Source organism: Streptomyces sp. NPDC107471 (assembly GCF_055582845.1).
The window spans coordinates 480,510-506,528 of record NZ_JBVJPC010000003.1 but is presented as its reverse complement, the minus strand read 5'-3'; the positions used below and the strand labels follow the sequence as shown (position 1 = coordinate 506,528).

The window sequence follows — 26,019 nt, the reverse complement described above, 5'->3', positions numbered from 1 at the left end:
GCCTTTCGGTAGGTGACGGGGCGGGCGGGCTCAGTCCTGCGCGCGTCCCGTCGTCACACGGGCGATCATGAGGGCGACCAGGATGATTCCGCCGTAGATGGCCTGGATCCAGAAGGACGGCACCTGGGCGAGCGTGAGCAGGTTCTGTACGACGCCCAGCAGGAGTACGCCGGTCAGGGCGCCGAACATGGTGCCCTTGCCGCCGTCGAGGCTGATGCCGCCGATCACCGCGGCCGCGAACACGGTGAAGATCATGTTCTGGCCCTGGTTGGCGCTGATCGCGCCGACGTAGCCGGTCTGCATGATGCCGCCGACGGAGGCGAGGACACCCGCGACGACGAACACGCCGAGCATCACGCGCTCGACGCGGATGCCGGCGGCGCGGGCCGCGTCGGCGTTGCCGCCGATGGCGTACAGGGAGCGGCCGATGCGGTGGTACTTCAGGACGAGGCCGGTGACGGCGAAGGCGACGGCGGCGAGCCACACGGACATCGGGATGTTCAGGAAGGTCGTCGTCGCCAGGGAGTAGAAGCTGTCCGGCATGCCGAAGAGGGTCTTGCCCTTGGTCGCGCCGACGAGCAGTCCGCGCAGCACGATCAGCATCGCGAGCGTCACGATGAACGCGTTGAGCTTGAACTTCACGACCAGGACGCCGTTGAAGGCGCCGACCGCCGCACCGACCACCAGGACCGCCAACAGGGCGAGGGCGGCCGGGAGTTCGGTGCCCCAGCCGGACTGGGCGGCGGGCAGGACGAGCAGGGCTCCGACGGCGGGCGCGATGCCGACGACCGACTCCAGGGAGAGGTCGAACTTGCCGGTGATCAGGACGAGCGACTCGGCCAGCACGACCATCGCGAGGGCCGCCGAGGCGCCCAGGATGGAGATGAGGTTGCGCTCGGTGAGGAACGAGTCGTTGACGAACGCGCCGAGCACCATGAGCAGCAACAGGGCGGGCACGAGGGCGAGTTCGCGGGCCCGGCGCAGCAGGACCGTCCGGGCCGCCCGTGTCTCGGGCACCCGTACCTGCTTCACGGGCGGAGCCTGGGTGTCAGCCATGGTGGTCCACTCCTTCGATGGAGGCGATCAGCTCGTGGTCGCGCCAGCCGGCCGGGTGCTCGGCGACCACGCGGCCGTGGAAGAGGACGAGGACGCGGTCGCAGCGGCGCAGGTCGTCGAGTTCGTCGGAGACGACGAGGACCGCGGTGCCGTCCTCGCGGGCGGTGTCCACGCGGGAGAGCAGGGACTCCTTCGACTTCACGTCGACGCCCGCGGTGGGGTTGATGAGGACCAGCAGGCGGGGGTCCGAGGCCAGGGCGCGGGCCATGACGACCTTCTGCGCGTTGCCGCCGGAGAGGTCGGAGACGGGCTGGTCGGGGCCCTCGGTGTGGATGTCGAGGCGGTCGATCAGCTCGGTGGCGAAGCCCCGCTTGCGGTCGGTGCCGACGAAGCCGCGGCGGCCGAGCCGGTCCAGGACGCTGAGGGTGGCGTTGTCGCCGATGGTCATGCCGAAGACCAGGCCCTGGGCGTGCCGGTCGCGGGGCACGAAACCGACGCCCGCCTTCAGGCTGGCCCGTACGTCGCCGAACGGCAGCGGGCTGCCGTCGAGCAGGGCCGTGCCGCTCGCCGGGGTGTGCAGTCCGGTGAAGGACTCGGCGAGCTCGGTCTTGCCGCTGCCGCTGATGCCGGCGAGTCCGACGACCTCACCGCGGCGCACGGTGAGGTCGACGTCCTGGTAGGCGCCGGAGGTGAGGCCGCGGACGTCGAGCAGGACGGGCGCGCTCCGCTCCACCTGCCTGGGCCGTACCTGCTGTTCGCTGACGGTCTCGCCGGCCATGGCCTCGATCAGGGCCGCCCGGGGCATGTCGGCGACCGGGGCCGTGGTGATCCAGCGGGCGTCCCGCAGGACGGTCACCGTCTGGCACACCTCGTACACCTCCTGGAGGTGGTGCGAGATGAACAGGAAGGTGACCCCGGAGTCCTGGAGCGCGCGCATCCTGCTGAACAGCCGCTCGATCTCCCGCTTGTCGAGCTGCGCGGTCGGCTCGTCGAGGACGATGAAGCGGGCGCCGAAGCTCAACGCCCGGGCGATCTCCACCATTTGGCGGTCCTCGACCTTGAGGTCGGCGGTGCGCGCCTCCGGGTCGACGCGCACGTCCCAGGTGTCGAGGAGTTCGGCGGCCTCCTTCCGCAGGGCGCGCCAACTGATGAACCCGCGCCGGAGCGGCTGCCGGTTGATGTAGAGGTTCTCGGCGACCGTCAACTCCGGTACGACCGTGGGCTTCTGGTAGACGCAGGCGACCTTGGCGCGCCAGGCGTCGCGGTCACCGAGCGGGGGCGCGGGCTCGCCGTCGAAGCGGACGGTGCCCTCGTCGGGGGCCTGGAGGCCGGTGAGGAGGGTGACGAGGGTGGACTTGCCCGCGCCGTTGCGGCCGACGAGCGCGTGGGACTCGCCGGGCAGGACGGTGAGGCGGCCGTCGGCGAGGGCGGTCGTGGGGCCGTACCGCTTGACGACCCCCTGGGCTTCAACCAGTGGGGTGCTCATTTGACGGTGTTGCCCCACAGCTCGGGGTCGTCGACGTTGTCCTTGGTGACCAGGGGTGCGGGGAGCTGGTCCTCCAGGATGCCGCTCGACAGCTTGACGATCGTGGAGTCGTGGTCGGTCGGGCCGGGCTTGAAGGTCTTCCCCTGCATCGCCGCCTTGATGTAGTACATGCCGTACTTGGCGTACAGGTCGGCCGGCTGGGAGACGGTGGCGTCGATCTCGCCCTTGCGGATGGCGTCGTACTCCTGCGGGATGCCGTCGTTGGAGACGATGGTGATGTGGCCCGCCTGCCCGGCCGTCTTCAGCATCCCCTTCGACTTGAGGGTCTGCAGGGTCGGTGCGAGGTAGACGCCGCCGGCCTGCATGTAGATGCCCTTGATGTCGGGGTTGGCGTTCAGCAGGGTGCTGAGCTGCGAGGCCGCCGTGTCGGACTCCCACTTGGCGGGGATCTCCAGCACCTTGAGCTTCGGGAAGTTCTTCTTCACGCAGGCCCGGAAGGCCTCGGAGCGGTCGCGTCCGTTGACGGAGGCCAGGTCGCCCATGATCTGCACGACCTTGCCGGAGGGGATCTGCTTCCCGAGGTACTGGCAGGCCTTCTCGCCGTACGACACGTTGTTCGCGCGTACGACCATGGCGACCTTGCCCTTGTCGGGGGCCACGTCCACCGCGACGACCGGGACGCCCTTGCGTTCGGCCTGGTCGAGGCCGGCCTCGATGGCGGCGCTGTCCAGCGGGGCGACGACCAGGCCCTTGACGCCCTGGTTGAGCTCGTTGTTGATGTCGGTGATCTGCTGGGAGGGATCGCTGTTGGAGTTGACCGTCTTCAGCGTGTCCACGCCCTCGGACTTGGCCATCTTGGGCACGTAGTCGTTGTACGACTGCCAGAACGGCGAGGTCAGCAGCGGCAGGATCACGCCCACCTTGCCGGTGCCGTCGCCTCCCGCGCTGCCGGCGCTGCCGGTGTCCTTGGTGCTGCCGCACGCGGCGAGCACGAGCGAGGCGCTCGCGGCCACGGCCACCGCGCCGACGATCCGAATCCTGTTCCGCTTCCCCACTGTCCTGCCGGGCATCTGGCGGCTCCTCGTTGAGCGTGTTCTCGCATGGTCGAACGTGCACGGGTCGAGCAGATGACGGCATACTTATCAGACCACTCGCCCTTGGCAATACCCTCCGACGGTAGATTTTCCCGTTCCGAGGCCATAGTGGTCCGACCACATCGATGGCTAGACTGCGGCGCACCCGGTGAGCGGCACCCGGTGAGCGGAGGAGCGGCGTGGACGAGACAGCCCCGCAGAAGGGCACCGTGACCCAGCGCGCCATCGAGCAGATCAAGGCGATGATCGGCGAGGGCAGGCTGGAGCCGGGGCAGCGACTGCCGACCGAGCGTGATCTGGCGGTACGCCTGGGCATCTCGCGCAGTTCGATGCGGGAGGCGATCCGCGCGCTGACGGTCCTGGGGGTGCTGGAGGCCCGGCACGGCTCGGGCATCTACGTCACCCAACTGGAGGCCGGCGACCTGCTGGAGACCTTCGGGGTGGTCGCCGACCTGTCCCGGGGGCCGCGGCTGGTGGAGCTCCTTGAGGTGCGCCGCATCCTGGAGTCGACGGCGACCGCGCTGGCCGCGGCCCGGATCTCCCCCGACCAGCTCGCCGAGGTCGAGAAACACCTCACGGCGATGAACGCCACCGACGATCCGGAGGAGATCCTCGCCCACGACCTGGCCTTCCACCGCGAGATCGCGGCGGCCGCCGGCAACGACACCATGGCGGCGATCCTGGAGGGCCTGTCCTCCCGCACCTTCCGGGCCCGGGTCTGGCGCGGCTACCAGGAGGAGGGCGCCTTCGAACGCACCCGCCGCGAACACGCGGCGATCCACCGCGCCCTGGTCGCCCACGACCCGGAGGCCGCCAGAGCGGCGGCGGCGGCACACGTGGGCGAGGTGGAGGAGTGGCTGCGGGCGCAGCTTGGGGGTTGAGGGGCGGGTGGGGCATCGGACTTGGGGGCTCTGCTCGGGGTTTGATCGGCGGGCGAGTCACCGGGCTTCGGTCTCGGCTCGGGCCTGAGCGGCCGGAAAGCCGTCGGACTTTCGGCTCGGCGGCGTAGGGGTCTGAGCGGCGGGCGCGCCCTCGGATTCGGGGCTCGGCACGGGACTTGGCGGGGCCATCGGACCGCGGGCTCGGATCAGGCTCCGAAGGGCGCGCGCCACCGGACCTAAGGCTCAGCTCAGGCGCTGAACGGCGGCGAGCCGCCGGGCCGCGGGGGCGGTCCGGGGCCCGGGCGGGTGGGAGGGGCTCAGTCGGGTGCCCCGGTGGGTGCTTGGCGGCGCGGCCGGGCAGGAACCCGGAGTCCTGGTCCCGTCATCCGCTCACCTGTGTCGGCGGGGTGTCCGTGAGCGCCGTCCTCTCGGGCCCCCGGAAGACGATGTGGACGAACAGGAGGGTCATGATCGCGACGCCTGCCCACATGGCCTGCTGCCAGCCCTCGACGAAGGACTGCTGGGCGGCCCGCACCAGGTCGTCCGCGTGCGGTCCGGCCCCGTCCGCCGCCTCGACGGCGTTGGCCACGCCCGCTCGGGCGGTCTCGGCGGCACCCTGGGGTACGCCGTCCAGCCGGCCGTCGACGGCACGGCGGTAGCCGTTGGCGAGGAGGGCGCCGAGCAGGGCCACCCCGAGCGCGGTGCCGAACTCGCGGGTGACGTCGTTCAGGGCGGAGGCCACGCCCTGCTTCCCGCGTGGCAGGGAGGCGGTGATGGCCTCCGTGGACGGGGTCATCGACAGGCCCATGCCGAGGCCCATGGCGAGCAGGCCCGGCAGGACGGACAGGTAGCCGCCGTCGACGGAGACGAACAGGGCCATGAGGGCCAGGCCGCAGGCCGCCAGCGCGATGCCCGACGCCATGACCGAGCGGGCGCCGGCCCGGACGGCAAGCCGGGGCGCCAGGCCGGAGGCCGCCATCATCGTCACGGCCATCGGCATCATCGCGACCGTGGACAGCAGTCCCGACCAGCCCAGCACGGCCTGGAAGAACGGGAACAGGACGACCGCGACGCCCGCCTGGACACCGAACACCACCAGGAGCGTGACCGAGCCGCCGGCCAGGCCGCGCTCCCGGAACAGACGGACGTCCAGCAGGGAGGCGTCGCGGCGGTGCAGCTCCCAGGCCACGAAGCCGACGGAGGCGACAAGGCCGACGGCGAGGCTGCCCAGCGTCACGGGCGCGGTCCAGCCGCGTTCGGGGCCCTCCTGCAGGACGAGGATGAGGCCGACCACCGCGACCGTGGACAGCAGCGCGCCGACGGTGTCGAACGCATGCGCCGACCTCTCCCGGGAGTCGGGCACCGCCGCCAGTGTCATGGCCAGGGCCACGACGACGAGGAGCACCGGCAGGAGGAACAGCAGGCGCCAGTCGGCGACGTCGACGAGCAGGGCGGAGAGGAACATGCCCAGGATGCCGCCGCCACCGGCGACGCCGGTCCACACGCCGATCGCCTTCCCACGCTGCTCCTCGGGGAAGGTGGAGGTGATGACGGCGAGGGTGATGGGCATGATCATCGCGGCGCCGACCCCGCCGGCCACGCGCGCGGCGAGCATCACCTCGGCGGACGGGGCCAGGCCGGCGACCACGTTCGCGGCGCCGAAGGTGCCCAGCCCCGCGACGAGCACGGGCTTGCGCCCCAGGCGGTCGCCGACGGCACCGAGCGGCAGCAGGAGCGCCGCCAGGGCGAGGGTGTAGATGTTGATGATCCACAGGACCGTGGTCTGCGAGGCGCCGAACTCGAGGGCCATGTGGGTCTGCGCGACGTTCAGCCCGGACACCGAGGCGATGACCGCCATCAGCGCGAGGGAGACGGCGACGAGGATCGTACGCAGTCGACGCGGGTCGGGCGCGCCCTCGCTGTCGGTCCCGGCGGCCTGGACGGGATGGTTCGTACTCATGGGTTCCTCTCGGGAAGGGCGTGGCGAGCCGGCGCCGGAGCGCGGCCGGGCGCCGGGGGGAAGACGGGTGGTTCGGTCGCCTCGCACTGCGGCACGGCGCCGCGAGGTCAGCCGGGCGCCCCGAACCCTCCGCGACCGACGCTAAGCCCGCCTTGCACCACAGGCATACGATGTTGCCCATGACGCAAGAAGACGCCGATCTGGACAGCCTCGTACGCAAGCGGATCCGTGCGTTGCGGGTGGCGCAGGGCTGGTCCCTCGAGGAGCTGGCCTCCCGCGCCCACCTCAGCCAGTCCTCACTCAGCCGTATCGAGAACGGCCGGCGCCGCCTCGCCCTGGACCAGCTCGTCACCCTCGCCCGCGCCCTGGACACCACGCTGGATCAGCTCGTGGAGACCGCCACCGACGACGTGGTGTCCAGCCCGATGATCGACAGTGCCCACGGCCGGATGCGCTGGACCGTGAAGGCGGACCCCGGCATGAGCGTCGTACGCCAGCGGATGACCGAGCCGCCGCCGGAGAACCCCGCGCGCATGCGTGCCCACCCGGGGCGCGAATGGCTGGTCGTCCTGTCCGGCACCGCGGTCCTCCTGCTCGGCCATCGCCGCTTCCGCGTCGAGACCAACCAGGCCGCCGAGTTCCCCACGATGCTGCCGCACGCGATCGGTGCCGAGGGCGGCCCGTGCGAGATCCTCGGCATCTTCGACCGCGACGCCCGCCGCGGCCATCAGCGCGACGACGACGCCACCCCGGAGCAGTGAGCGGGAAATCAGGCGCTCCACCGGGAACAGCCGGTCCCGTCGGTTCGGTTGCACCGAGCGGGGACCGGCGTCGCCGGGCGGGGGACACGGAGATCATCGGGTCCTGCGTCCGTCGGCCTCCGGGTCCCGGGACCGCGGTGCACCCACCGCGTTCCGATCACGACATGTTTCCGCTGGAGGACTTTTCTCATGACCGACCGCCCCTTGACGCTCATGGCCGTGCACGCCCACCCCGACGACGAGGCCACCGGCACCGGAGGCGTCCTCGCGCGGTACGCGGCGGAAGGCGTCCGCACGGTTCTCGTGACCTGTACCGACGGTGGATGCGGTGACGGGCCGGGAGGTGTCAAGCCGGGCGATCCCGGCCACGATCCGGCCGCGGTCGCCAAGATGCGCCGCCAGGAACTGGAGGCGAGCTGCGAGGTGCTGAAGATCAGCGACCTGGAGATGCTGGACTACGCCGACTCCGGGATGATGGGCTGGCCGAGCAACGACGCCCCCGGGTCCTTCTGGCGGACCCCCGTGGAGGAAGGCGCGACCCGGCTCGCGGAACTCATGCGGCACTACCGCCCCGATGTGGTCGTCACCTATGACGAGAACGGCTTCTACGGCCATCCCGACCACATCCAGGCGCACCGCATCACGATGGCGGCGCTGGAGATGACCACGCTGACGCCGAAGGTGTACTGGACGACGATGCCCCGCTCGGCGATGCAGCGGTTCGGCGAGCTCATGCGCGAGTTCGGTGAGGACATGCCGGAGCCGGACCCCGCCGAGGCCGCCGCGCTGGCCGAGATCGGCCTGCCCGACGACGAGATCACCACGTGGGTGGACACGACCGGGTTCAGCGGTCAGAAGTTCGACGCGCTGGCCGCGCACGCCAGCCAGGGCGAGAACATCTTCTTCCTCAAGATGGGCAAGGAGAGGTTCGGCGAGCTGATGGGCGTGGAGACCTTCGTCAGGGTCAAGGACGGCACCGGCGCGGCCGTACCCGAGAACGACCTCTTCGCCGGGCTGCGCCCGGAGTAGTCCGCCGCACCCGGCGGCCCCGGGGCGCGCCCTCGCCGGCAAGGTGGCGGCAGCGCCCCCGGGGCCCGTCGGTCCCGTAGGTCCCGGGCACGTCCGGCCGGAGAGTCATTCGAAGTGGGCGACCACGCGCGGATGCGTCACGAGCTGGTCGTGACCGGATGCGGGAGCCGATGCGAGCACGCCGAGGGCGACGGCGGCCGCGGCGATACGGGCCAGTTGCGGGAGTCGGGGTCCGGCGTGACCGAGGGGCGGGGAGCGATGTCCCCGCCCCTCGTCGCTCAGGCCCTGGTGAAGCGCAGGGTGACCAGTTCGAACGGCCGCAGCCGCAGGGAGACCTCGTTCCCCTCCCGCCGCAGCGAGGGAGCGTCGTCCGACGGGCGTTCCAGCAGGTCCGTGGCCGTGACCCCGGTGACCTCGAAACCGGCCCTGACGGTGGCCCGCGCCCGTCCGCCGTGCGCCTCGTGGAAGCGGACCACGACGTCGCCGCTGCCGTCGTCGGCGAGCTTGACCGCCGTGACGACGACCGCGTCCTGGTCCACGGTCACCAGCGGGGCGACCTCCCCGGAGCCGCGCACCGACCGCTCGGGCAGATTGATCCGCCATCCCTCACGCACCGCGTCGCCGATCCCGGCCCCCGGCACCAGCGCGTGCCGGAAGCGGTGGAGGCCCTGGTCGGTCTCCGGGTCGGGGAAGCGCGGGGCGCGCAGCAGGGACGCCCGGACCGTGGTGGTCGTGCCCCGGTCGCCGTCCGTGCGCACGGTCCGGGTCACGTCGTGGCCGTACGTCGAGTCGTTGACGACTGCCACGCCCCAGCCGGGCTCCTCCAGGTGCACGAAGCGGTGGTTGCAGGCCTCGAACTTCGCCGACTCCCAGGAGGTGTTGGTGTGCGTGGGCCGGTGGAAGTGCCCGAACTGCGTCTCCGACGCGTACCGTTCGGCGTGCAGGTCGAGCGGGAAGGCGAGCTTGAGGAACTTCTCCGTCTCGTGCCAGTCGACCTCGGTGTCCACCAGCAACCGCCGCTCCCCCGGCGCCAGGGACAGCACCTGGGTGACGCGGGAGGCACCGAAGGTCCTCGTGATCCGCACCCCGTGCCGGCCCTCGGGGGCGATCTCGTCCACGTCGGTGAGATCGGTGACGGTGTGGCGGTAGAACTCGTCCACGTCCCACGCGTCCCACATGTTCGGGAAGTCCGGGTGGAGTTGGAGGAGGTTGCCCGCCCGGTCCGGTGCGATGGTCTCCCGGTCGGCGTCGATGTCGTACGCGGAGACGACCAGGCCCCGTGCGTCGATCTCGACCCGCAGGATGCCGTTGTCCAGGACGTGCCCGCCTCCGGGACGTCCGGTCACCGTCGTGCTGCCCTCGACGACCGCGATATTGGCGCCGCCCGCCGCGACACCGCCGCGGCCGTGGGGGGCGGAGTTGAAGAGCAGGTCCTTCGTCCCCTCTCCCGCCAGCGCGCGCTGGGCCGCGTCGATGATGCCGTTCAGCTCGTCCGCGAGCCGCTCGTAGGTGCGCCGGGCCTCGCGGTGCACCCAGGCGATGGAGGACCCCGGCAGGATGTCGTGGAACTGGTGCAGCAGGACCGTCTTCCAGATGCGGTCCAACTCCTCGTACGGGTAGGGGAATCCGGTCCGTACGGCCGCCGTCGCCGCCCACAGCTCGGCCTCGCGCAGGAGGTGTTCGCTGCGGCGGTTGCCCTGCTTGGTCCTGGCCTGGCTGGTAAGGGTGGCGCGGTGGAGTTCGAGGTACAGCTCACCGACCCACACCGGTGGTTCGGGGTACTCCGCCTCGGCCTTCTCGAAGAACTCCGCCGGGGTCTCCCAGACCACGGTCGCCGACCCTTCGAGGTCGCGCAGGCGGGCCGCCTTGGCGACCATCTCCCGGGTCGTGCCGCCGCCTCCGTCGCCCCAGCCGGTGGGGGCCAGGGAGTGCCGGGCGACCCCCTTGTCCTTGAAGTTGCGGGCCGCGTGGGCGATCTCGCTGCCCTTCATGGAGCAGTTGTAGGTGTCGACGGGCGGGAAGTGGGTGAAGATCCGCGTGCCGTCGATGCCCTCCCACTGGAAGGTGTGGTGCGGGAACTTGTTCGTCTGGGACCAGGAGATCTTCTGGGTCAGCAGCCACTTGGAGCCGGCCGCCTTGATGATCTGCGGCAGTCCGGCCGCGAAGCCGAACGTGTCGGGCAGCCACGCCTCCTGGTTCTCGATGCCGAACTCGTCGAGGAAGAACCGCTTCCCGTGCACGAACTGCCGGGCCATCGCCTCCGAGCCGGGCATGTTGGTGTCCGACTCCACCCACATGCCGCCGGCGGGCACGAACCGCCCGTCGGCCACGGCCTTCTTCACCCGCGCCCACACCTCGGGCCGGTGGTCGCGCACCCAGGCCCACTGCTGGGCCTGGGACATGGCGAACACGAACTCCGGCTCGTCGTCGAGCAGCGCCGTCATGTTGGAGGTGGTCCGGGCGACCTTGCGGACCGTCTCGCGCAGCGGCCACAGCCACGCCGAGTCGATGTGCGCGTGGCCGACGGCGCTGATGCGGTGGGCGGAGGGGACGGCGGGTTCCGACAGGACCGTCTCCAGCCGTACGCGCGCCTGCGCCGCCGTGCCGTTCACGTCCTGGAGGTCCAGCGCGTCCAGCGCCTTGTCCACGGCCCGCAGGATCTCCCAGCGGCGCGCCGACTCCACCGGCAGCTCGGCCATCAGCTCGCCGAGCACCTCCAGGTCGATCACCAACTGCCACACCGTCTCGTCGAGGACGGCGAGGTCCATGCGCGCCAGCCGGTACTGCGGCTCGCTGCCCGCGGTCTCCTTGTCGCCCAACTGGGTGGGCAGGAAGGGGTGGTAGTCGAGGATGACGGGGTTGGAGGCGGCCTCGACGTGCAGGCGCACCTCCTCGCCGCCCTCGACGGGCGCGCCGATGCGCACCCACTGGTTGCGCGGGTTGAGGCCCTTCACCGGGGTGCCGTCGGGCCGGTAGACCAGGCCCTCGCACTGGAAGCCGGGCATGTTCTCGTCGAAGCCGAGGTCGAGGATCGCCTCCACGGTCCGGCCGGCCCACTCCTCGGGGACGGTCCCGGTGACGCGGAACCAGCTCGTGCCCCAGGGAGCGCCCCAGCGGGCGCCCACCGCGATGGGCTCCGGCTCGGCCGCCAGGCCCTCGGCGACGGGCACCGGCTCGTCGGGCGCGTGCCACACCGCCACCTCCAGCGGTACGGACTCGGGGTACACGGCGGGGCGGAGTCGCTCGTCGAGGACGCGCTTGAGGCGGGCCTCGACCAGGCTGCGGTCGTCATGCATGCGGGGTGCTCTCCAGGGTTCCGGGGGTTACCAGAGGTGGGTCACGCGGTCACCAGGGATGGGTGACCGTCACGGGGGCCGACGAGGAGTAGAGCTCCCCCACGGCACGCAGCTCCAACCGCGCCCGCCGCTCGCCTTGTTCGGGGCTCAGTCCGGAGACGAACCAGGCGCGCTGGCAGGTGCCGCCGAGGAAGCGCCGGGTGCCGTCGGGCAGGAGCCGGTGCAGGGTGTAGTGGCGTACGGCGCCGGGGGCGGGGTTCCAGGCGAGGCGCAGGTCGCCACCACTGGCCGCGGTGACGCGCAGGCCGGAGGGCGGGCAGGGGGTGCTGGGAGTGTCGTGCACGGCGATCTCGCCGAGCCGCCACTTCAGCGCGCCGGTGCCGGTGAGCCGCACGCCGAGGGTGTGGACGGACCCGGCGAGCCCGGTCAGCCGTACGGTCGAGGTCCGCCAGCCGTCGCCGCCGCCGGCCACGGGAAGGTAGGTGTACGGCGGTGTCCCGCCCGGCGCGTCCGGCTCGGCGGTGGCCACGGCGAGCTCGACGCCCACCTGGCCCGCGTCGGTCCGGTGGGTCAGTTCGACCACGGTGTCACCGCTGACCGGCAGCCGTACGGAGTACAGGTCCACGGTGACCGGTGCGTCCAGGGCGCCGTCCACGAGTACGCTGCTGCCGCCCCGCCAGGCGTCGGCGAAGTCGAAGGAGACGGCCGGCCGGGTGCCCCGGGTCCGCACCACCCACTGCCGGGACGGCAGTCGGTCCTGCAGCCCGAGGTGGTTCCAGGCGGCGTCCGAGGTGACGACCCCCTTCTCGTACCACCGCAGTCCGTGCCCGGTGTTGAACGTGCTGGCGAACGGCAGCGAGGTGACCGTCGACCGGTCGGCGACCGACACCGCCGGTGCCCGCCAGCCGTCCGTGTCGGCCGGCCGTGCGGGGTCGAGCGAGGCGCCCGTCCAGAAGCGGTCGTCGGCCGCGTGGAAGTCGCGCGGTGTGCGCTGGTCCGCGGGCAGGTGGTTGCGGGTCCACTCGGGCCGGTACAGGCCCAGCGAGGTCACGTGGTCGCTGTCCCTGGGCACGATCGCGTCCCAGTTCTCTGAGGTGTTCCAGCCGTTCGACTCCACGTCCACACCGGCCCACAACTCGTAGGGGCTGCGCCCCAGTTGCCGGGCGAGCGTGCCCGAGGAGGTGAGGGTGCCGGCCGACCAGCGGAAGTCGACGAACATGTCGTCCGCGGACTCGAAGAACGCCTGGTTGCGGCTGTTCAGCGCGCCCTGCCAGCTCACGGTGCCGTTGACGGTCATGGAGTCGTACCAGGTGACCCGCAGTCCCCTCGCTCTGGAGAGGGCCTTCAACTCCTTGACGAAGCCCAGCATGTCGGCCCCGAGGGCCGCGTCCCCTCCGCCGGTCTCCGCGTTGACGAACCACCCGTCGAAGCCGTACGCCGTGGCGACCGCGACGAGCTGTGACGCCAGCGGGTACCGCCCGGCGGCGTCCTTCTGAACCAGGTCCCGGGTCCACTGCAACTGGCCGCCGTAGGCGGTCGGCGGCAGGAAGATGTTGCCGAGGACGGGCACGCCGTGCCGGTGGGCGGCGTCCACGATCGGGGCGTTCGGCGCGAGGATCAGTCCCTCGCCGGACGAGCCGCCCCAGAAGACCAGTTCGTCGACGTAGGCCCAGTGTCCGAAGGCGTAGTAGTCCGACGTGGCCGAGCCCTGCGAGGGGTTGCCGGCCGTCGGTCCGAAGGAGACCAGCGACTGGATGCGGGCCTGGCCGGCCCGGGCCGTCGGGTTGGCGGGGGTCGGGGTGAAACGGGAGGCGAGCGGTACGGCGGCCGTGTTGAAGGCGAGGTCGGCGTCGTCGGCCGCCCGCCAGCTCTTCAGGCTGCGCCAGGTGATGCCGGTGCCGGGGCTGCCGGCGGGCAGGGAGTCCGGGTACCAGTAGGTGGCGTACGGCTGGAGCGCGGTGGCCGCCGCCGCTCTCGCCGGCAGTGCGGGCAGCAGCGCGGCCGCGGTCGCGGCGAGCAGGACGGTGCGTCTGGTGGGGTTCACGAGCGGGTGCCTCCTAGTGGTCCTTGTGGGGTGGGAGTACCTGATCGGGTGTGACGACCTCGGTGATGCCGCGCGCGGCCAGGTGGTCCTGGTCGGCGGCGCGGGTGTCGAGGACGGTGGTGGGCCGGGCGCCGTCGGCGACGAGCCGGAACCAGGCGTCGAAGACGGGCCCGCCGGGCGCGCAGCGGGAGCGCGAGGCGGGGTCGGCGGGGACGACGAGCGCGGTCGTACGGCGTTCGGGGGCGACCGAGCCCGTCCGTGCCGCCCGTTCCAGGACCCGGGCCGTGTCCTTCGGCTTGCGGTCGTTGGTCAACAGGCCGAGTCCGTACTCGAGTTCCGGGAAGTCGGCCAGTTCCCGGGACACGTCGTGGGAGCACCACCAGGTGATGCCCCACAGGTCCGGGCAGTCCAGGGCGTTCGCCACGGTGGCCTCGGTGAAGGCGGCGGCGTGCTCGGGCGGCACCAGGGGCGCCGGGGCGCCGACCTCCTGGAGCCAGACCGGCCGGTGCGGGTCGCCGGCCCAGGCCTTGCTGAGTTCGACGAGGTAGGCGGCGTGGTGCTCGGCCGGGACGGAGGTGCGGCCGTGGCGCTGGGCGGTGCCGTTGAAGACCCAGGAGTGCACGGCGGTGACGGCGCCGTGGCGGGCGGCCTGGGCGGGGGTGAAGGGCTGGTCGTCCTGGTACCAGGTGGCGTCGTACTCGGCGTGCAGGTGCAGCCTGCCGGGGGCGCCCGCCTCGCAGGCGGCCAGCATGCGGGTGAGCCAGGCGTCGATCTGCTCGGCCGTGGCCCGGTCCGGGTCGGGATGGGGGCCCGCGGAGAACTGGTTGACCTCGTTGCCGAGGGTCATGCCGAGGAAGTTGGGGCGGTCCGCCAGTGCCGCGGCGAGGGTGCGCAGGTAGGCGGCCTGGCCCTCGACGACCTCCGGGTCGGTGAAGAGGTTGCGGCGGTGCCAGGTCCGGGTCCAGGCCGGCAGGAAGTCGAAGCTGCTCAAGTGCCCTTGGAGACCGTCGACGTTGACGTCGAGACCGCGCTCGGCGGCGGCGTCGACGAGGCGCACGAGGTCCGAGACGGCCCGCTGACGGATCAGGGTGCGGTTCGGCTGGAAGTACGGCCACAGCGGGAAGACCCGGATGTGGTCGAGGCCCAGGGCGGCGATCGAGTCGAGGTCGGCGCGGACGGTGTCCAGGTCGAAGTCGAGCCAGTGGTGGAACCATCCGACGCTCGGGGTGTAGTTGACGCCGAAGCGCACGGCAGAAGGCATACGGGATCCTTGACTCTGGGGGTTCGTTCAGCCCTTCACCGCGCCCTCGCCCACCCCGCGGAAGAAGTACCGCTGGAGGCCGGCGAAGAGGGCGATCAGCGGAGCCACGGCGATGACCGTGCCCGCGGCGACGAGCCGTTCGTCGTTGGCGAAGGTGCCGTGCAGGTAGTTGAGGCCGATCGTCAGCGTGAACTTCGACGGGTCGCTCAGCACGATCAGCGGCCACAGGAAGTCGTCCCACGCGCCCATGAAGGCGAAGATCGCGACGACGGCGATCGTGCCCTTCACCGACGGCAGCGCGATCCGCAGGAACCGCTGCCACGCGTTGGCGCCGTCGACGTAGGCCGCCTCCTCGATCTCGTAGGGCAGGTTGAGGAAGGCGTTGCGCATCAGCAGGACGTTCATCGCGCCGATGCAGCCCGGCAGGACCACACCGATCAGGGTGTTGTTGAGGCCGAGCTCCCGCATGGTGGTGAACTGGGCGATGATGATGCCCTCCACCGGCACGAGCATCGCCAGGATGAAGGCGAGGGTGGCCGCGCGGCGGCCCCGGTAGCGCAGCCGGGCCAGGGCGTATCCGGCGAGGGCCGAACCGACGCAGTTGGTCACGACGTTGCCGGTGGCGACCTTCAGGGAGTTGAGGGCGTAGTCCCAGACGGGGATGGTGGTGGAGACCCGCTCGTAGTTGTGCAGGGTGGGGTGCTGGGGCAGGAAGGAGGGCGGCGAGCTGTAGATGTCCTCGGTGGGGCCCTTGAGGGAGGTCGACAACTGCCAGAGGAAGGGGCCGACGGTCAGCGCGAGGACGGCCAGCAACAGGACGTAGCGCAGGACCAGTTCGCCCTTGCGTACCCGGGTCACGACTCCCCCCTCCGGTCGGCGCGCAGCACGAGCAGCATCAGTGCCACGGTGACGACGAAGACCACGACGGAGAGGGCGGACGCGTAGCCGACCCGGCCGGTGAGTCCGGTGCCGGTGCGCTGGACGAGCATCACGAGCGTGGTGTCCTCGCCGGCCGGTCCGCCGCTCGGGCCCGCCATCAGGTAGACCTCGGAGAACACCTTGAAGGCGGCGACCGAGGACAGCGCTCCGACGAGTGCCATGGTCGAGCGGACGGCGGGCACCGTCACCGTGACGAACCGGCGGACCGCCCCGGCCCCGTCCACCGCCGCGGCCTCGTGCAGCTCCCGCGGCACGTTGGCGAGCGCGGCCAGGTAAATGATCATGTAGTAGCCGAGGCCCTTCCACACCGTGACGGCCATGGCGCTCAGCAGGAGCAGCCACTGGTCGCTCAGGAAGCCGATCCGGCCGACCCCGACGGACTCCAACAGCGAGTTGATCAGGCCGCGTTCGTCCAGCAGCCACACCCAGATGAGTCCGACCACGACGATCGACGCGACGACCGGCGTGTAGAAGGCGGACCGGAAGAAGGTGATGCCGGGGATGTTCTTCTGCACGAGCAGTGCGAGCAGCAGCGGCAGGATCACCAGCGCGGGTACGACTCCGAGGACGTAGAGCGTGCTGTTGCGCAGGCCGATCCAGAACATGTCGTCGTGCAGCAGCTCGCGGAAGTTCGCGAGGCCCACGAACTCGCCCGGGATCAGGGTGCGCTTGTCGGTGAAGGCGTTCACCAGCGTGGAGACGAACGGGTACAGGATGAACACGCCGATGACGATCAGACCGGGTGCGGCGAACAGCCAGGGACTGGTCGGCAGTTGGCGCCGCACCCGACGCCCGCGGGGGACGTCGGGCGCACGGCTGTCCGGCCGGGCCCGGGACACGGTGGACGAGGACATGGTCATCCCTGCTGCTGGAGCAGCGTGTCACACGCCTTGACAGCGTTGTCGAGAGCTTCCTTCGGGCTCTCCTTGCCCTGGAGCGCCTTGGCGACCTCGTTGCGCAGGGCCGTCTTCATCTGCTCGCTGAACAGCACGGGCGTGTAGTTGACCGCGTTCTTCAGGGACTTGGCGGCGGCGATCCGCACCCGCGTCTCGTCCGTCCCGTCCTCCTTGGTGAAGTACGGGTCGTCCAGGGATCCCGCGGTGCTCGGGAAGATGGCGACCTTCTTCGCGAAGGACATCTGGTGCTCGGCGTCGGTGACGTAGTGCGCGAAGGCGACGGCCGCGGCCTTCTTCTTGGTCTGCGCGTTCACCATCACGCCCATCACGTACATGTTGACGTGCCCGGTGCTGGTGATCTGGTCGGTGATGCCGATGTTCTTGTACAGGTTCGGCGCCTGCTTCTTGAAGTTGCCGAGGTCCAGCGCGCTGCCCGGGTTCATGGCCACGGCACCGGTGAGGAACTTCTTGCCGGAGGACTCCGGGGTGGCGGTCAGCGCCTGCGGGTCGAGCGCCTTGGCGTCGTACAGCTCCTTGTACTTGGTGAGGAGCTCTACCCCCTTGGCGTCGTTGAAGGCGAAGGCGGTGCCCTCGGAGTTCATGAGCGGGACGCCGTAGCGGCCGAAGTCCTCGACGGTGGGCACGTTGGCGAGGGTGGCGACCTTGCCGTCGGTCTTCTTCGCCAGTTCCAGCGCATCGGTGAAGAGGTCGTCGTACGTCTTCGGCGGCTGCTCGGGGTCGAGCCCGGCCTCCTTGAAGAGGGACTTGTTGTAGAAGAGCGGGCCGGTGTTGAGATACCACGGGAAGGCGTACGTGCCGGTCATGCCCGGTATCTGGTGGCTGGCCCAGGCGCCGGCCAGGTATTCCTTCTTGTACTGTCCGGCCGCCTTGTCCAGGTCGAGCGCGAGGCCGGCCTTGGCGAGGGGGGCGACCAGGTCCGGGGAGACGTTGACGACGTCGGGCAGGGTGCCGCCCGCGGCGTCGGCGCTGATCTTGTCGGCGTAGCCCTCGGCGGGCTGGTCGATCCACTTGACGTCGGTGCCGGGGTACTTCTTCTCGAAGCCGGCGATCACGCCCTCGAAGTAGTCCTTGAAGTTCGCCCGGAGGTTCCAGGTCTGGAAGGTGATGTCGCCCTCGATCTTGCCCGAGGCGGCACTGGAACCGCCGTCGTCGCCGGAGCCGCAAGCGCTCAGCGGCAGGACGGCACAGACGACGACGGCAGCGAGGGTTCTACGGGAAACAGGCACGGCGAACCGTTCTCCTTTGCGGCGGAGTTGGCCAACGACGGAGACCCTGCACGCCGGTCCACGGGCCCGTCAATGCATCTCGCGCAGCTAATTTGTTTAGTGACTAATGCGCATTAGGTTGACGGAGCTGAACCGCATTAGTGCATACTGTCCGAACGAACCGGCGGGGGAATGGGGAAACAGCGTGTCAGGCAAGCGGTCAGTGGCCCGCAGGCCCACGATGAAGGACATCGCGCGGCAGGCGGGGGTCTCCCAGAGCGCGGTCTCCTTCGCGTTGAACGGCCGGCCCGGGGTCTCCGAGGACACCCGCGACCGGGTGCGCCAGGTCGCCGAGGCGCTCGGCTGGCGCCCCAGCACCGCGGCCCGCGCGCTGTCCGGCGAGGGCGCGGCCACGGTCGGATTCGTCCTGGCCCGCCCGGCCGAGACGCTCGGTGTCGACTCCTTCTTCCTCCAGCTCGTCTCGGGGATACAGGAGGTGCTGGCGGAGCGGCACCTCGGGCTGCTCTTCCAGGTCGTCGAGGACGTCGAGGACGAGTGCGCGGTGTACCGGCGCTGGTGGGCCGAGCACCGGGTGGACGGCGTCCTGGTGGTCGACCCGCGCACCGACGACCCCCGCACCTCGGTCCTCGACGAACTGGGGCTGCCGGGTGTGGTGATCGGCGGCGCCCCCGACGAACGCCACCCCGGGCTGTCCACCGTCTGGGCGGACGACGCGGGCGCGATGGCCGCGGTCGTGGACGAGCTCTACGCGCTCGGCCATCGGCGGATCGTGCACATCGCCGGCCTGCCGGGGCTCGCCCACACCGAGCGCCGGGTCCGCACCCTGCGCGCGGAGGCCGAGCGGCGCGGGCTGACCGGGGTGAAGTCGGTGACCACCGACTACTCCGACGCGGAGGGCGCGGCCGTGACCCGCCGGGTCCTGGAGGCGGCCGCTCCCCCGACCGCGCTGATCTACGACAACGACGTGATGGCCCTCGCGGGAGTCGCCGCCGCGACCGAGCTGGGCCACTCGGTGCCCGGGGACGTGTCGGTGGTGGCCTGGGAGGACTCGGCGCTGTGCCGCATGGTCAAGCCGTGGCTGTCGGCGCTGTCCCGGGACAGCGTGGAGTTCGGTCGCACGGCGGCCCGCGAACTGACCGCGCTGCTGGACGGCGGCCCGGCGCGCACCGTCCGGGTGCCGGTGCCGCGGCTGATCGTGCGGGACAGCACCGGGGCGGCACGGAGGGCTTGACTCCAAGGGGACGGCGAGCGCCGCGGCGGGGACAATGACCGTATGCGGACGAGGGGAACGCTCTGTGCCGCCACCGCACTCGCGCTGTCGGCCGCGGTGGGCTGCACCGGCGACGACGGCGCGGACCGGGCCCGCCCGACCGCCACCGCCACCACGACCGCCCCCGCGCCCCGCACCGAGAGCCCCGCGCCGACCCCCTCACCGGTCGACCCGGTGTCGATCCCGGCCCTGATCCGGCACGAGCACACGGGCTCCGGCCTCGCACTGGGCCGCGTACTGACCCGCACCTCCGCCTACACCGGCTACGAGGTGTCGTACGAGTCGGACGGGCTGACGATCTCGGGCCTGATGAACATCCCCTCCGGGAAGGGCCCCTTCCCGGCCCTGGTGCTGGCGCACGGCTACATCGACCCGGCGGTCTACACCACCGGCCGCGGTCTCAGCCGGGAGCAGGACCTCCTCGCCCGCAACGGCTATGTCGTCCTGCACACCGACTACCGCAACCACGCCCGCTCGGACGAGGACGCCGACAACGACGTGAACCTGCGTCTCGGCTACACCGAGGACGTCATCGGTGCGGCGCTGGCGCTGCGGTCCTCGGGCCGCCCGGAGATCGACACCGCCCGGCTGGGCCTGCTCGGCCGATCGATGGGCGGCGGGGTCGTCCACAACACGCTGGTGGTCGCTCCGGGGCTGTTCGACGCGGCGGTCGCCTTCGCGCCGGTCAGCGCGCACCCCGAGGAGAACATCGACCGGTTCCAACGTCCCGAGGGCGACCCGCTGGTGGCCGAGATCGAGTCGGCGCACGGCACCCCCGCGACAAATCCCGGGTTCTGGCGCGCGGTGTCCCCCCTCACCTACGTCGACCGGGTCACCGAACCCCTGCTGATCCACCACGGCACCGCCGACACGACCTGTCCCCCGCGCTGGACCCGGCAGACGGTCGCCGCGTTCGAGAAGGCGGGCAAGGACGTGGAGTTGCGCACCTATCAGGGCGAGGGGCACACCTTCTTCTCGCAGTGGCCCCGCTCGATGGAGACCACCATGGACTTCTTCGAGAAGCACCTGCGCTGAGCCGGGGCCACCGGACCGTCCGGTCCCGGTGGCCCCCGCCTCCCTCAGACCTGGGAGCGGTACAGCCCGAACTCCGCCATCCGCACGGCACTTCGGGACTGTGTGACCCGCAGTCGCCACCTTCGGGCCCGCACCGGAGCCGGCAGCCGCAGGATGCGGCTCGCGCCGATGGTGCCGGCGGCCGCGACCTGCGTCCACGCCCCGTCGCGGAAGGCCTCGACGACGAAGCGCTCCACCTGCTGGCCGTGCCGGATGTCCTCCGCGAGGCGGATCCGGTCGACCTCTGTCCCGTGGCCCAGGTCCAGGGTCACGCGGTCCGGTGCCGAGGTCCTGCGGGCGCCCTGGGCAAGGTCGCGGGGCAGTTCGTGCTCGACGCGCTCACGGAACTCGCGCAGCCGGACGACGTCCGTGGCGTGCAGGAGACCGTCGGTGTCCGGCGGGACGTTCAGCAGCAGCACCGCGTTGCGGCCCACCGACCCGAAGAAGATCTCCGTCAGGTAGTCGACCGACTTGGGCTGCTGGTCGGCGTGGTAGAACCAGCCGTCACGCAGGGAGACATCGCACTCGGCGGGCCACCACTGGAGGTAGTCCGTCACCGGCTGCGCCTTGACCAGCGCGGCACGGCTGCCCTCGTCGGGGGTGTCGTACGACAACGCCCAGTCGGTGCGGCCGTACTGGTTCTCCTTGACCGGGACGACGCTCCACTCGTCCTCGCGCGCGATGCCGCTCTCGTTGCCGACCCAGCGCAGGTCGGGTCCGGTGACGGCGATCGCCGCGTCCGGGGCGAGGGCCCGCACCAGGGTGTACCAACTGTCCCAGTCGTAGCTCTCCACCTTGTCGGGCGGGATGTGCCCCTGGGCGCCGTCGAACCACACCTCGTCGACGGGCCCGTACTCGGTGAGCACCTCGTACAGGGTGTTGAGCATGTGGGCGCCGTAGTCGGTGGCGTCGAGGGTGTGGAAGCGGTCCGGCGTGCGGTCGTCGCCGGGCACGAGGGTCGGGATCGTGCGCGGGGTGCGGGCGCTGCCGTTGGCGTAGACGCCGTGCAGGTACTGGTTCTCGTCGGCGGGCGAGAGGTAGACGCCGACCTTGAGGCCGTGCCGTCGCATGGAGTCGGCGAAGGAGCGCAGCACGTCGCCCCGGCCCTCGCGCCAACTGCTCGACGCCACCGAGTGGTCGGTGTAGCGCGAGGGGTACAGCACGAAACCGTCGTGATGCTTGACGGTGAGGATGGCGAGCTTGAAGCCGCCGTCCTTCAGGGCCGCCGCCCACTGGTCGGTGTCGAGGCGGGCCGGCTGGAAGACGTCCGGGTCCTCGTCGCCGGTGCCCCACTCCAGGCCGGTGAAGGTGTTCACGCCGAAGTGCAGGAACGCGGTGCGCTCCAGGCCCTGCCAAGCGATCTGCCGTGCGGTGGGCCGGACTTGGGCGGCCTTGCGGACGAGCTCGGCCTCGGTGTCGTCCGGTGAGACGGGGATGCGGTGGAAGCGGTCACCGGAGGCCGCCGCGGCGATGGTGGGGATGCCGGTCACGGCGAGCGCGGTGGCGGCGGTGACGAAGACGCGTCTGGAGACAGTCATGGAATGGGGCTCCTCAGCTCAAGTGCCAGACCGCGGGGGTGCGTTGGTCGGCCGGGTACTGCACGATCCGGCCGTCGTCGGTGACGGTGAGCGCCATCCGGGTGATCGCGTTGACGAGCCGGTAGCCGCCCGCCGCCGGCTCGACCGACCAGCGCTGCAAGGTGTTCGTGGTGTCACAGGGGTCCCAGGTCGCCTCGACGCCGGGCTGCAGGGGCACGTTGAGCGTGAGCCTGCCTGCGCTGATCGCCAGACATCCGGCCGCGGTCCGCAACGTCACATAGCCGTCCGCCGTGCGCCGCACCGAGGCCGTGAAGGACCGCCCGAAGGCGTAAGTCCCGTCCGCCACCGGCACCTTGGTCAAGTCCCGCCACCCGGGCGCGTGCCCGACGGCCGTACCGCGTGCCGTGAACTCGGCGTAGGTCGCGTCGGGGCGCGGGTCGCCCCAGGTGGCCTGGGCGACGTGCCGCAGGGCGGGCCACAGCCGTACGGCGACCTCATTCTCGGTCTCGCCGCGTCCGTTGTCCGGCCACAGGCTGATCTTCGCGCCCGTGACGCCCCGGGCGGAGGTCAGTTGCTCGCCCTCGAAGCTCCTCGGGTCCCAACTCTGGTCGTACAGTGCCTCGGTGTCGCTGTGGAAGCCGCCGCGGATCAGGTAGAGCGAGTAGGCGGAGTTCATCACCGAGTGGCCCTGCGCGATCAGCCGGCTGGGCTTGACCGCTACGTCGAGCCAGTGCTCGACGGTGGTGTCGGTCCGCACCGGCACGGTGGTGGCGCCGGTCAGCCCGTCGTTCCAGATGCGCAGCCGTACGCCCCTGGCCGCCGCGTGGTCGTGGACGCGGTTGACGAAGTCGACGAAGGCGTCCTGCGGGGTGGCGCCGGAACCGTACTTCTCCTGCGCGTACGCGAGGATCTGCGGGTACTTCGCGAAATCGGAGCCGAGCATGTACTCGTCGGCGCCCATGTGCCACGACTTCGCCGTGAAGACCTCGGCGTACTCGTCCATCAGGCTCGTGTAGTAGTCGAGGGCCGCCCGGCGGGTGATGTCCAGTCGCGAGGGCTGCTTGACGCCGTCGGAGTCGGTGAGCTGGAGGTCCGGGCGGTTCTCGATCCACGGGTCCATGTGTCCCGGGGAGTTGATCTCGGGGATGATCTCGACGTGGTACTTGTCGCCGAGGGCCACGAGCCGGCGTATCTCGTCCTTGGTGTAGTAGCCCCAGGTGTTCGCCTCCGGGTGGGCGTCGCTCCTGACCTTCAGCTCCACGAGCAACTGGTTGAGCTTGTGGTAGGCCATCTCGCGGACCAGGTTCTCCAGCCAGGGCAGCGAGATGTGGATGTAGCAGGCGCACACGCCCACGCCCCGCTCCTGGTAGCGCGGCACGTCGACGGTGTGTCCGGCCGGGACGCGGTCGCCCTGCGCGAGGAGCTGGAGCAGGGTCCGTGTGCCGTAGAAGGCGCCGGTCTCGGTCGCCCCGGTGATCGACAGGCGGGTGCCGGCGTGGAGTTCGTACCCTTCGGCGCCGAGGGAGCCGCGGGACGGCCGGACGTCGACAACGATGTCACCGGTACGTGCTCCCCGGCGCACGACGGGCACCGTGCCGTGGCCGGACGCCCGCAGGTCACCGGCGAGCGTGTCGGCGACCCGGCGTTCGGCCGAGCCGTCCGCGACCAGCCGGGCGCCGGGCCGGAAGACGTAGGCGCCCGGCTCCGGAGTCCACCGGGTCAGCGCGGGCACGGTGACCGGCCCTGCCTGGTTCGAACGGGCGAGGGCCGGAACGGGTGCCAGGAGCAGCGTCAGCAGCGCCACGACGGCGGCGAATCTCAGCCGTTTCCTCATGAGCGACTCCCTATTCATCGGATGGCTGATCATTGGGGTCGCCAGGAGCACTGTCAACGGGGCCGGATCTGCCCCGAGTTGTGCCAGAGATCGGATGACCTGCGAGGCGGCGGACCCCGGCCGACCGCGCCCGCCGTGAAAAGTCCAAGAGGACCGGTCCGAATGTCCAAGCGCGAGCGCTCTCGACGTGACGTCCGCCGCCGGGCAGAGTTCTTCCTACGTACTCGCCAGTAGCCCCGAGGAGCGCACGTGACCAACTGGGTCGGCCGTACCGCCGCCGAGATCGCCGCCGCCGTCCGCGAGAAGCGGGCCACGCCCCGGGAGGTGGTGGCCGAGCACCTCGCCCGCATCGAGAAACTGGACGGGCGGGTCGGGGCGTTCCGGGTGGTCCGCGCCGAGGCGGCACTGGCGGAGGCGGACGAGGTGGGCTCCCGGAGTGATCTCGGTGAACTGCCTCTGGCCGGTGTGCCCGTGGCCGTCAAGGACAACCTGGCGGTGCGTGGCGAGACCAACCGCGTCGGCTCGAACGCCACCCCGGACACCCCCGCCGACGCCGACCACGAGATCGTGGCCCGGCTGCGGGCCGCGGGCGCGGTGGTCGTGGGGCTGACGAACGTGCCGGAGCTGTGCGTCTTCGGCACCACCGAGGGCGTCCACGGCACCTCCCGCAACCCGTGGGACACCTCGCGCACGGCGGGCGGCTCGTCCGGCGGCAGCGCGGCCGCGGTCGCCGCGGGCCTGGTCCCGATCGCCCTCGGCAACGACGGCATGGGCTCCCTGCGCATCCCGGCCGCCAACTGCGGTCTCGTCACGCTGAAGCCGGGCTCGGGAGTGGTGCCGGCCGGGATCAGCGACGGCGACTGGTTCGGCATGTCCGAGAACGGCCCCCTGGCGACCACCGTCGAGGACGCCCGCCTGCTGCTCTCGGTCATCGCCGGCACCGGGTTCGTACGACGGGACACGCCCGCCACGCTCGACGTCGCCGTGTCCCTGCGCAGCCCGATCACCGGGGTCACCATCAGCGCGCCCTACGCGCGGGCGGTCCGTGAGGCGGCCGGGCTGCTGATCAAGGCCGGGCACCAGGTGCGGCGCGCCGACCCGCCGTACCCGCTGTCGCTGGGCGTCACCTCGCTCGCCACCTGGACGGCGGGCACGTCGGTGGACGCCCAGGGACTCGACCCGCGGCTGCTGGCCCGGCGCACCCGGGTGCACGCGGCGATCGGGCGGCGATTCGTCAAGACCGTCCGCAAGGGCCGGGCCCGGCAGGAACTGCGCGAGCGCCTGGAGCCGTTCTTCGCCGAGCACGACCTGCTGGTGCTGCCGGCGCTGGCCCGCCGGTCCCCTCGGTCCGAGGCCTGGCACGAGCGGGGCTGGCTGCGCAACGTCCTGGTCAACACCAATTACTCGCCGCTGACGCCGCCGTGGAACCTCACCGGCTGGCCGGCCATGTCGGTCCCGTTCGGCACGCTGCCCTCGGGTGCCCCCGCCGCCGTGCAACTGGTGGGCCGGCCCGGCTCGGAGACGGTGCTGCTGGAGGTCGCGGAGGAGCTGGAGCGGCGGCGGCCGTGGCGGCGGACGGCACCGCTCGACTGACCTACCGGCCCGGCAGGGCCTTGTACATGATGTGCAGCCCGACCGGGCCGTGCCGGGGGTGGTCGAAGGCGTCCGGCACGGTGCCGAGGATCGTGAAGCCGAGCGAGGTCCACAGCGTCACGGCCGGGTTGGTCTCGACGACGGCGTTGAACACCATGCCCCGGTAGCCGTCCGCCGCGGCGGAGGCCAGGACGTGCTCGGCGAGGGCCCGGCCGATGCCGCGGCCGCTCCGGTCGGGGTCGACCATGAAGCCGGCGTTGGCGATCCGGGCGGCGGGGCCGCCGTAGTTGGGGGTGACGTAGGCCGAGGCGACGAGGGCGCCGGTCCCGTCCTCGACGACGTGGACACGCTTGGCCGGGTGCATCCACAGCGCCCGCGCGGCTTCCTCGGAGGTGTCGGGGTCCCAGGCGTAGGTCTCGCCCGCGGCCACGATCCGGTGCCAGAACGGCCAGATCCGCGGCCAGTCGTCGGCCACGGCTTCTCTGATCAGCATGGGCGTGAGTGTCGCACGCCCATGCCGTCGGCGATCGCGAAGTCCTGCCGTCAGTCCACGCTGGGCAGGATGTGGGGCTCGGCGAGGTCGTCCTCGTAACCCGCGAGACGGATGGGGGCGGACCGCGCCCACACGTCGAGGCTGCCGATGTCTCCGGGCCGTCGGCCCGCGCGCTCCGGGCGTTCCTTGGGGCGCTGTTCGCGATTCGTCTTCTCCGGTGTCACCGCGCACTCCTTATGTGTCGGGCTCACCCTCGGGACGGGTACC

General features: G+C 71.4%; 20 protein-coding genes. 6 read left to right on the top strand and 14 right to left on the bottom strand.

All coding sequences use genetic code 11. The annotated features are described in order from the left end of the window. Nucleotides 1-30: 30 nt before the first annotated feature. From ACZ66S_RS11775 to ACZ66S_RS11765, 3 genes are read right to left on the bottom strand one after another with little or no spacing between them, the layout of a single operon-like run. Nucleotides 31-1,056: an ABC transporter permease gene (locus ACZ66S_RS11775; protein WP_469901329.1), complete on the bottom strand. Its 1,026-nt coding sequence runs from the start codon at nt 1,054-1,056 to the stop codon at nt 31-33. After that, nucleotides 1,049-2,542, bottom strand: a complete 1,494-nt coding sequence (locus ACZ66S_RS11770; protein ID WP_469901328.1) for a sugar ABC transporter ATP-binding protein — start codon at nt 2,540-2,542, stop codon at nt 1,049-1,051. Before ACZ66S_RS11770 ends, ACZ66S_RS11775 begins: the two co-directional genes overlap by 8 nt. Continuing rightward, nucleotides 2,539-3,612 carry a sugar ABC transporter substrate-binding protein gene (locus ACZ66S_RS11765; protein WP_469901327.1) on the bottom strand — a complete coding sequence of 358 codons (1,074 nt, stop codon included), beginning with the start codon at nt 3,610-3,612 and terminating at the stop codon, nt 2,539-2,541. Before ACZ66S_RS11765 ends, ACZ66S_RS11770 begins: the two co-directional genes overlap by 4 nt. A gap of 203 nt (nt 3,613-3,815) precedes the next feature. On the opposite strand from ACZ66S_RS11765, the gene ACZ66S_RS11760 reads away from it, so the two are divergent. Further along, nucleotides 3,816-4,517, top strand: a complete 702-nt coding sequence (locus tag ACZ66S_RS11760; protein ID WP_469901326.1) for a FadR/GntR family transcriptional regulator — start codon at nt 3,816-3,818, stop codon at nt 4,515-4,517. Between the two features lie 382 nt (nt 4,518-4,899). On the opposite strand, the gene ACZ66S_RS11755 is transcribed toward ACZ66S_RS11760, so the two are convergent. After that, nucleotides 4,900-6,477, bottom strand: coding sequence for an MFS transporter (locus ACZ66S_RS11755; RefSeq protein ID WP_469901325.1), 1,578 nt, complete (start codon nt 6,475-6,477; stop codon nt 4,900-4,902). Nucleotides 6,478-6,647: 170 nt separating this feature from the next. Here ACZ66S_RS11755 and ACZ66S_RS11750 point away from each other — a divergent pair, with 170 nt between their 5' ends. Both ACZ66S_RS11750 and ACZ66S_RS11745 read left to right on the top strand, forming a co-directional pair. After that, entirely contained in the window at nt 6,648-7,238 is a 591-nt protein-coding gene (locus ACZ66S_RS11750; protein WP_469901324.1) for a helix-turn-helix domain-containing protein, read from the top strand. A 189-nt stretch (nt 7,239-7,427) separates the two neighbouring features. Further along, on the top strand, nt 7,428-8,267 hold the full coding sequence (locus ACZ66S_RS11745; RefSeq protein ID WP_469901323.1) for a PIG-L family deacetylase: 840 nt from the start codon (nt 7,428-7,430) through the stop codon (nt 8,265-8,267). Between the two features lie 278 nt (nt 8,268-8,545). Here the strand turns inward: ACZ66S_RS11745 and ACZ66S_RS11740 are convergent, their stop codons facing one another. The 6 genes from ACZ66S_RS11740 to ACZ66S_RS11715 are packed head-to-tail and all read right to left on the bottom strand — an operon-like array spanning nt 8,546 to nt 17,950. Further along, nucleotides 8,546-11,563, bottom strand: a complete 3,018-nt coding sequence (locus ACZ66S_RS11740) for an alpha-mannosidase (RefSeq protein WP_469901322.1) — start codon at nt 11,561-11,563, stop codon at nt 8,546-8,548. Nucleotides 11,564-11,612: 49 nt separating this feature from the next. Beyond that, entirely contained in the window at nt 11,613-13,607 is a 1,995-nt protein-coding gene (locus ACZ66S_RS11735; RefSeq protein ID WP_469901321.1) for an endo-beta-N-acetylglucosaminidase, read from the bottom strand. A gap of 13 nt (nt 13,608-13,620) precedes the next feature. Further along, nucleotides 13,621-14,868, bottom strand: coding sequence for a glycoside hydrolase 5 family protein (locus tag ACZ66S_RS11730; protein WP_469901320.1), 1,248 nt, complete (start codon nt 14,866-14,868; stop codon nt 13,621-13,623). A gap of 27 nt (nt 14,869-14,895) precedes the next feature. After that, nucleotides 14,896-15,726 carry a carbohydrate ABC transporter permease gene (locus tag ACZ66S_RS11725; RefSeq protein WP_469901319.1) on the bottom strand — a complete coding sequence of 277 codons (831 nt, stop codon included), beginning with the start codon at nt 15,724-15,726 and terminating at the stop codon, nt 14,896-14,898. Next, nucleotides 15,723-16,661, bottom strand: coding sequence for a carbohydrate ABC transporter permease (locus ACZ66S_RS11720; protein WP_469901318.1), 939 nt, complete (start codon nt 16,659-16,661; stop codon nt 15,723-15,725). The genes ACZ66S_RS11725 and ACZ66S_RS11720 overlap by 4 nt, the downstream gene beginning before the upstream one ends. 2 nt (nt 16,662-16,663) lie before the next feature. Beyond that, nucleotides 16,664-17,950 carry an ABC transporter substrate-binding protein gene (locus ACZ66S_RS11715; RefSeq protein WP_469901317.1) on the bottom strand — a complete coding sequence of 429 codons (1,287 nt, stop codon included), beginning with the start codon at nt 17,948-17,950 and terminating at the stop codon, nt 16,664-16,666. 220 nt (nt 17,951-18,170) lie between these two features. On the opposite strand from ACZ66S_RS11715, the gene ACZ66S_RS11710 reads away from it, so the two are divergent. After that, nucleotides 18,171-19,181, top strand: a complete 1,011-nt coding sequence (locus tag ACZ66S_RS11710) for a LacI family DNA-binding transcriptional regulator (protein ID WP_469901730.1) — start codon at nt 18,171-18,173, stop codon at nt 19,179-19,181. Nucleotides 19,182-19,223: 42 nt separating this feature from the next. Further along, nucleotides 19,224-20,255: an alpha/beta hydrolase family protein gene (locus ACZ66S_RS11705; RefSeq protein ID WP_469901316.1), complete on the top strand. Its 1,032-nt coding sequence runs from the start codon at nt 19,224-19,226 to the stop codon at nt 20,253-20,255. A 44-nt stretch (nt 20,256-20,299) separates the two neighbouring features. Here the strand turns inward: ACZ66S_RS11705 and ACZ66S_RS11700 are convergent, their stop codons facing one another. Beyond that, entirely contained in the window at nt 20,300-21,832 is a 1,533-nt protein-coding gene (locus tag ACZ66S_RS11700; RefSeq protein WP_469901315.1) for an alpha-L-fucosidase, read from the bottom strand. Between the two features lie 13 nt (nt 21,833-21,845). Then, nucleotides 21,846-23,666 carry a family 20 glycosylhydrolase gene (locus tag ACZ66S_RS11695; RefSeq protein WP_469901314.1) on the bottom strand — a complete coding sequence of 607 codons (1,821 nt, stop codon included), beginning with the start codon at nt 23,664-23,666 and terminating at the stop codon, nt 21,846-21,848. A gap of 249 nt (nt 23,667-23,915) precedes the next feature. Between ACZ66S_RS11695 and ACZ66S_RS11690 the strand changes: the two genes are divergently transcribed. Further along, nucleotides 23,916-25,259 carry an amidase gene (locus ACZ66S_RS11690; RefSeq protein WP_469901313.1) on the top strand — a complete coding sequence of 448 codons (1,344 nt, stop codon included), beginning with the start codon at nt 23,916-23,918 and terminating at the stop codon, nt 25,257-25,259. Between the two features lies 1 nt (nt 25,260). On the opposite strand, the gene ACZ66S_RS11685 is transcribed toward ACZ66S_RS11690, so the two are convergent. Together ACZ66S_RS11685 and ACZ66S_RS11680 are read right to left on the bottom strand one after the other, a co-directional pair. Further along, complete coding sequence (locus tag ACZ66S_RS11685) at nt 25,261-25,752, bottom strand: GNAT family N-acetyltransferase (RefSeq protein WP_469901312.1); 492 nt, start codon at nt 25,750-25,752, stop codon at nt 25,261-25,263. Between the two features lie 50 nt (nt 25,753-25,802). Next, nucleotides 25,803-25,976 (bottom strand): hypothetical protein, encoded by a 174-nt coding sequence (locus tag ACZ66S_RS11680; protein WP_007386357.1) that lies wholly within the window; start codon nt 25,974-25,976, stop codon nt 25,803-25,805. Between the last annotated feature and the right edge of the window lie 43 nt (nt 25,977-26,019).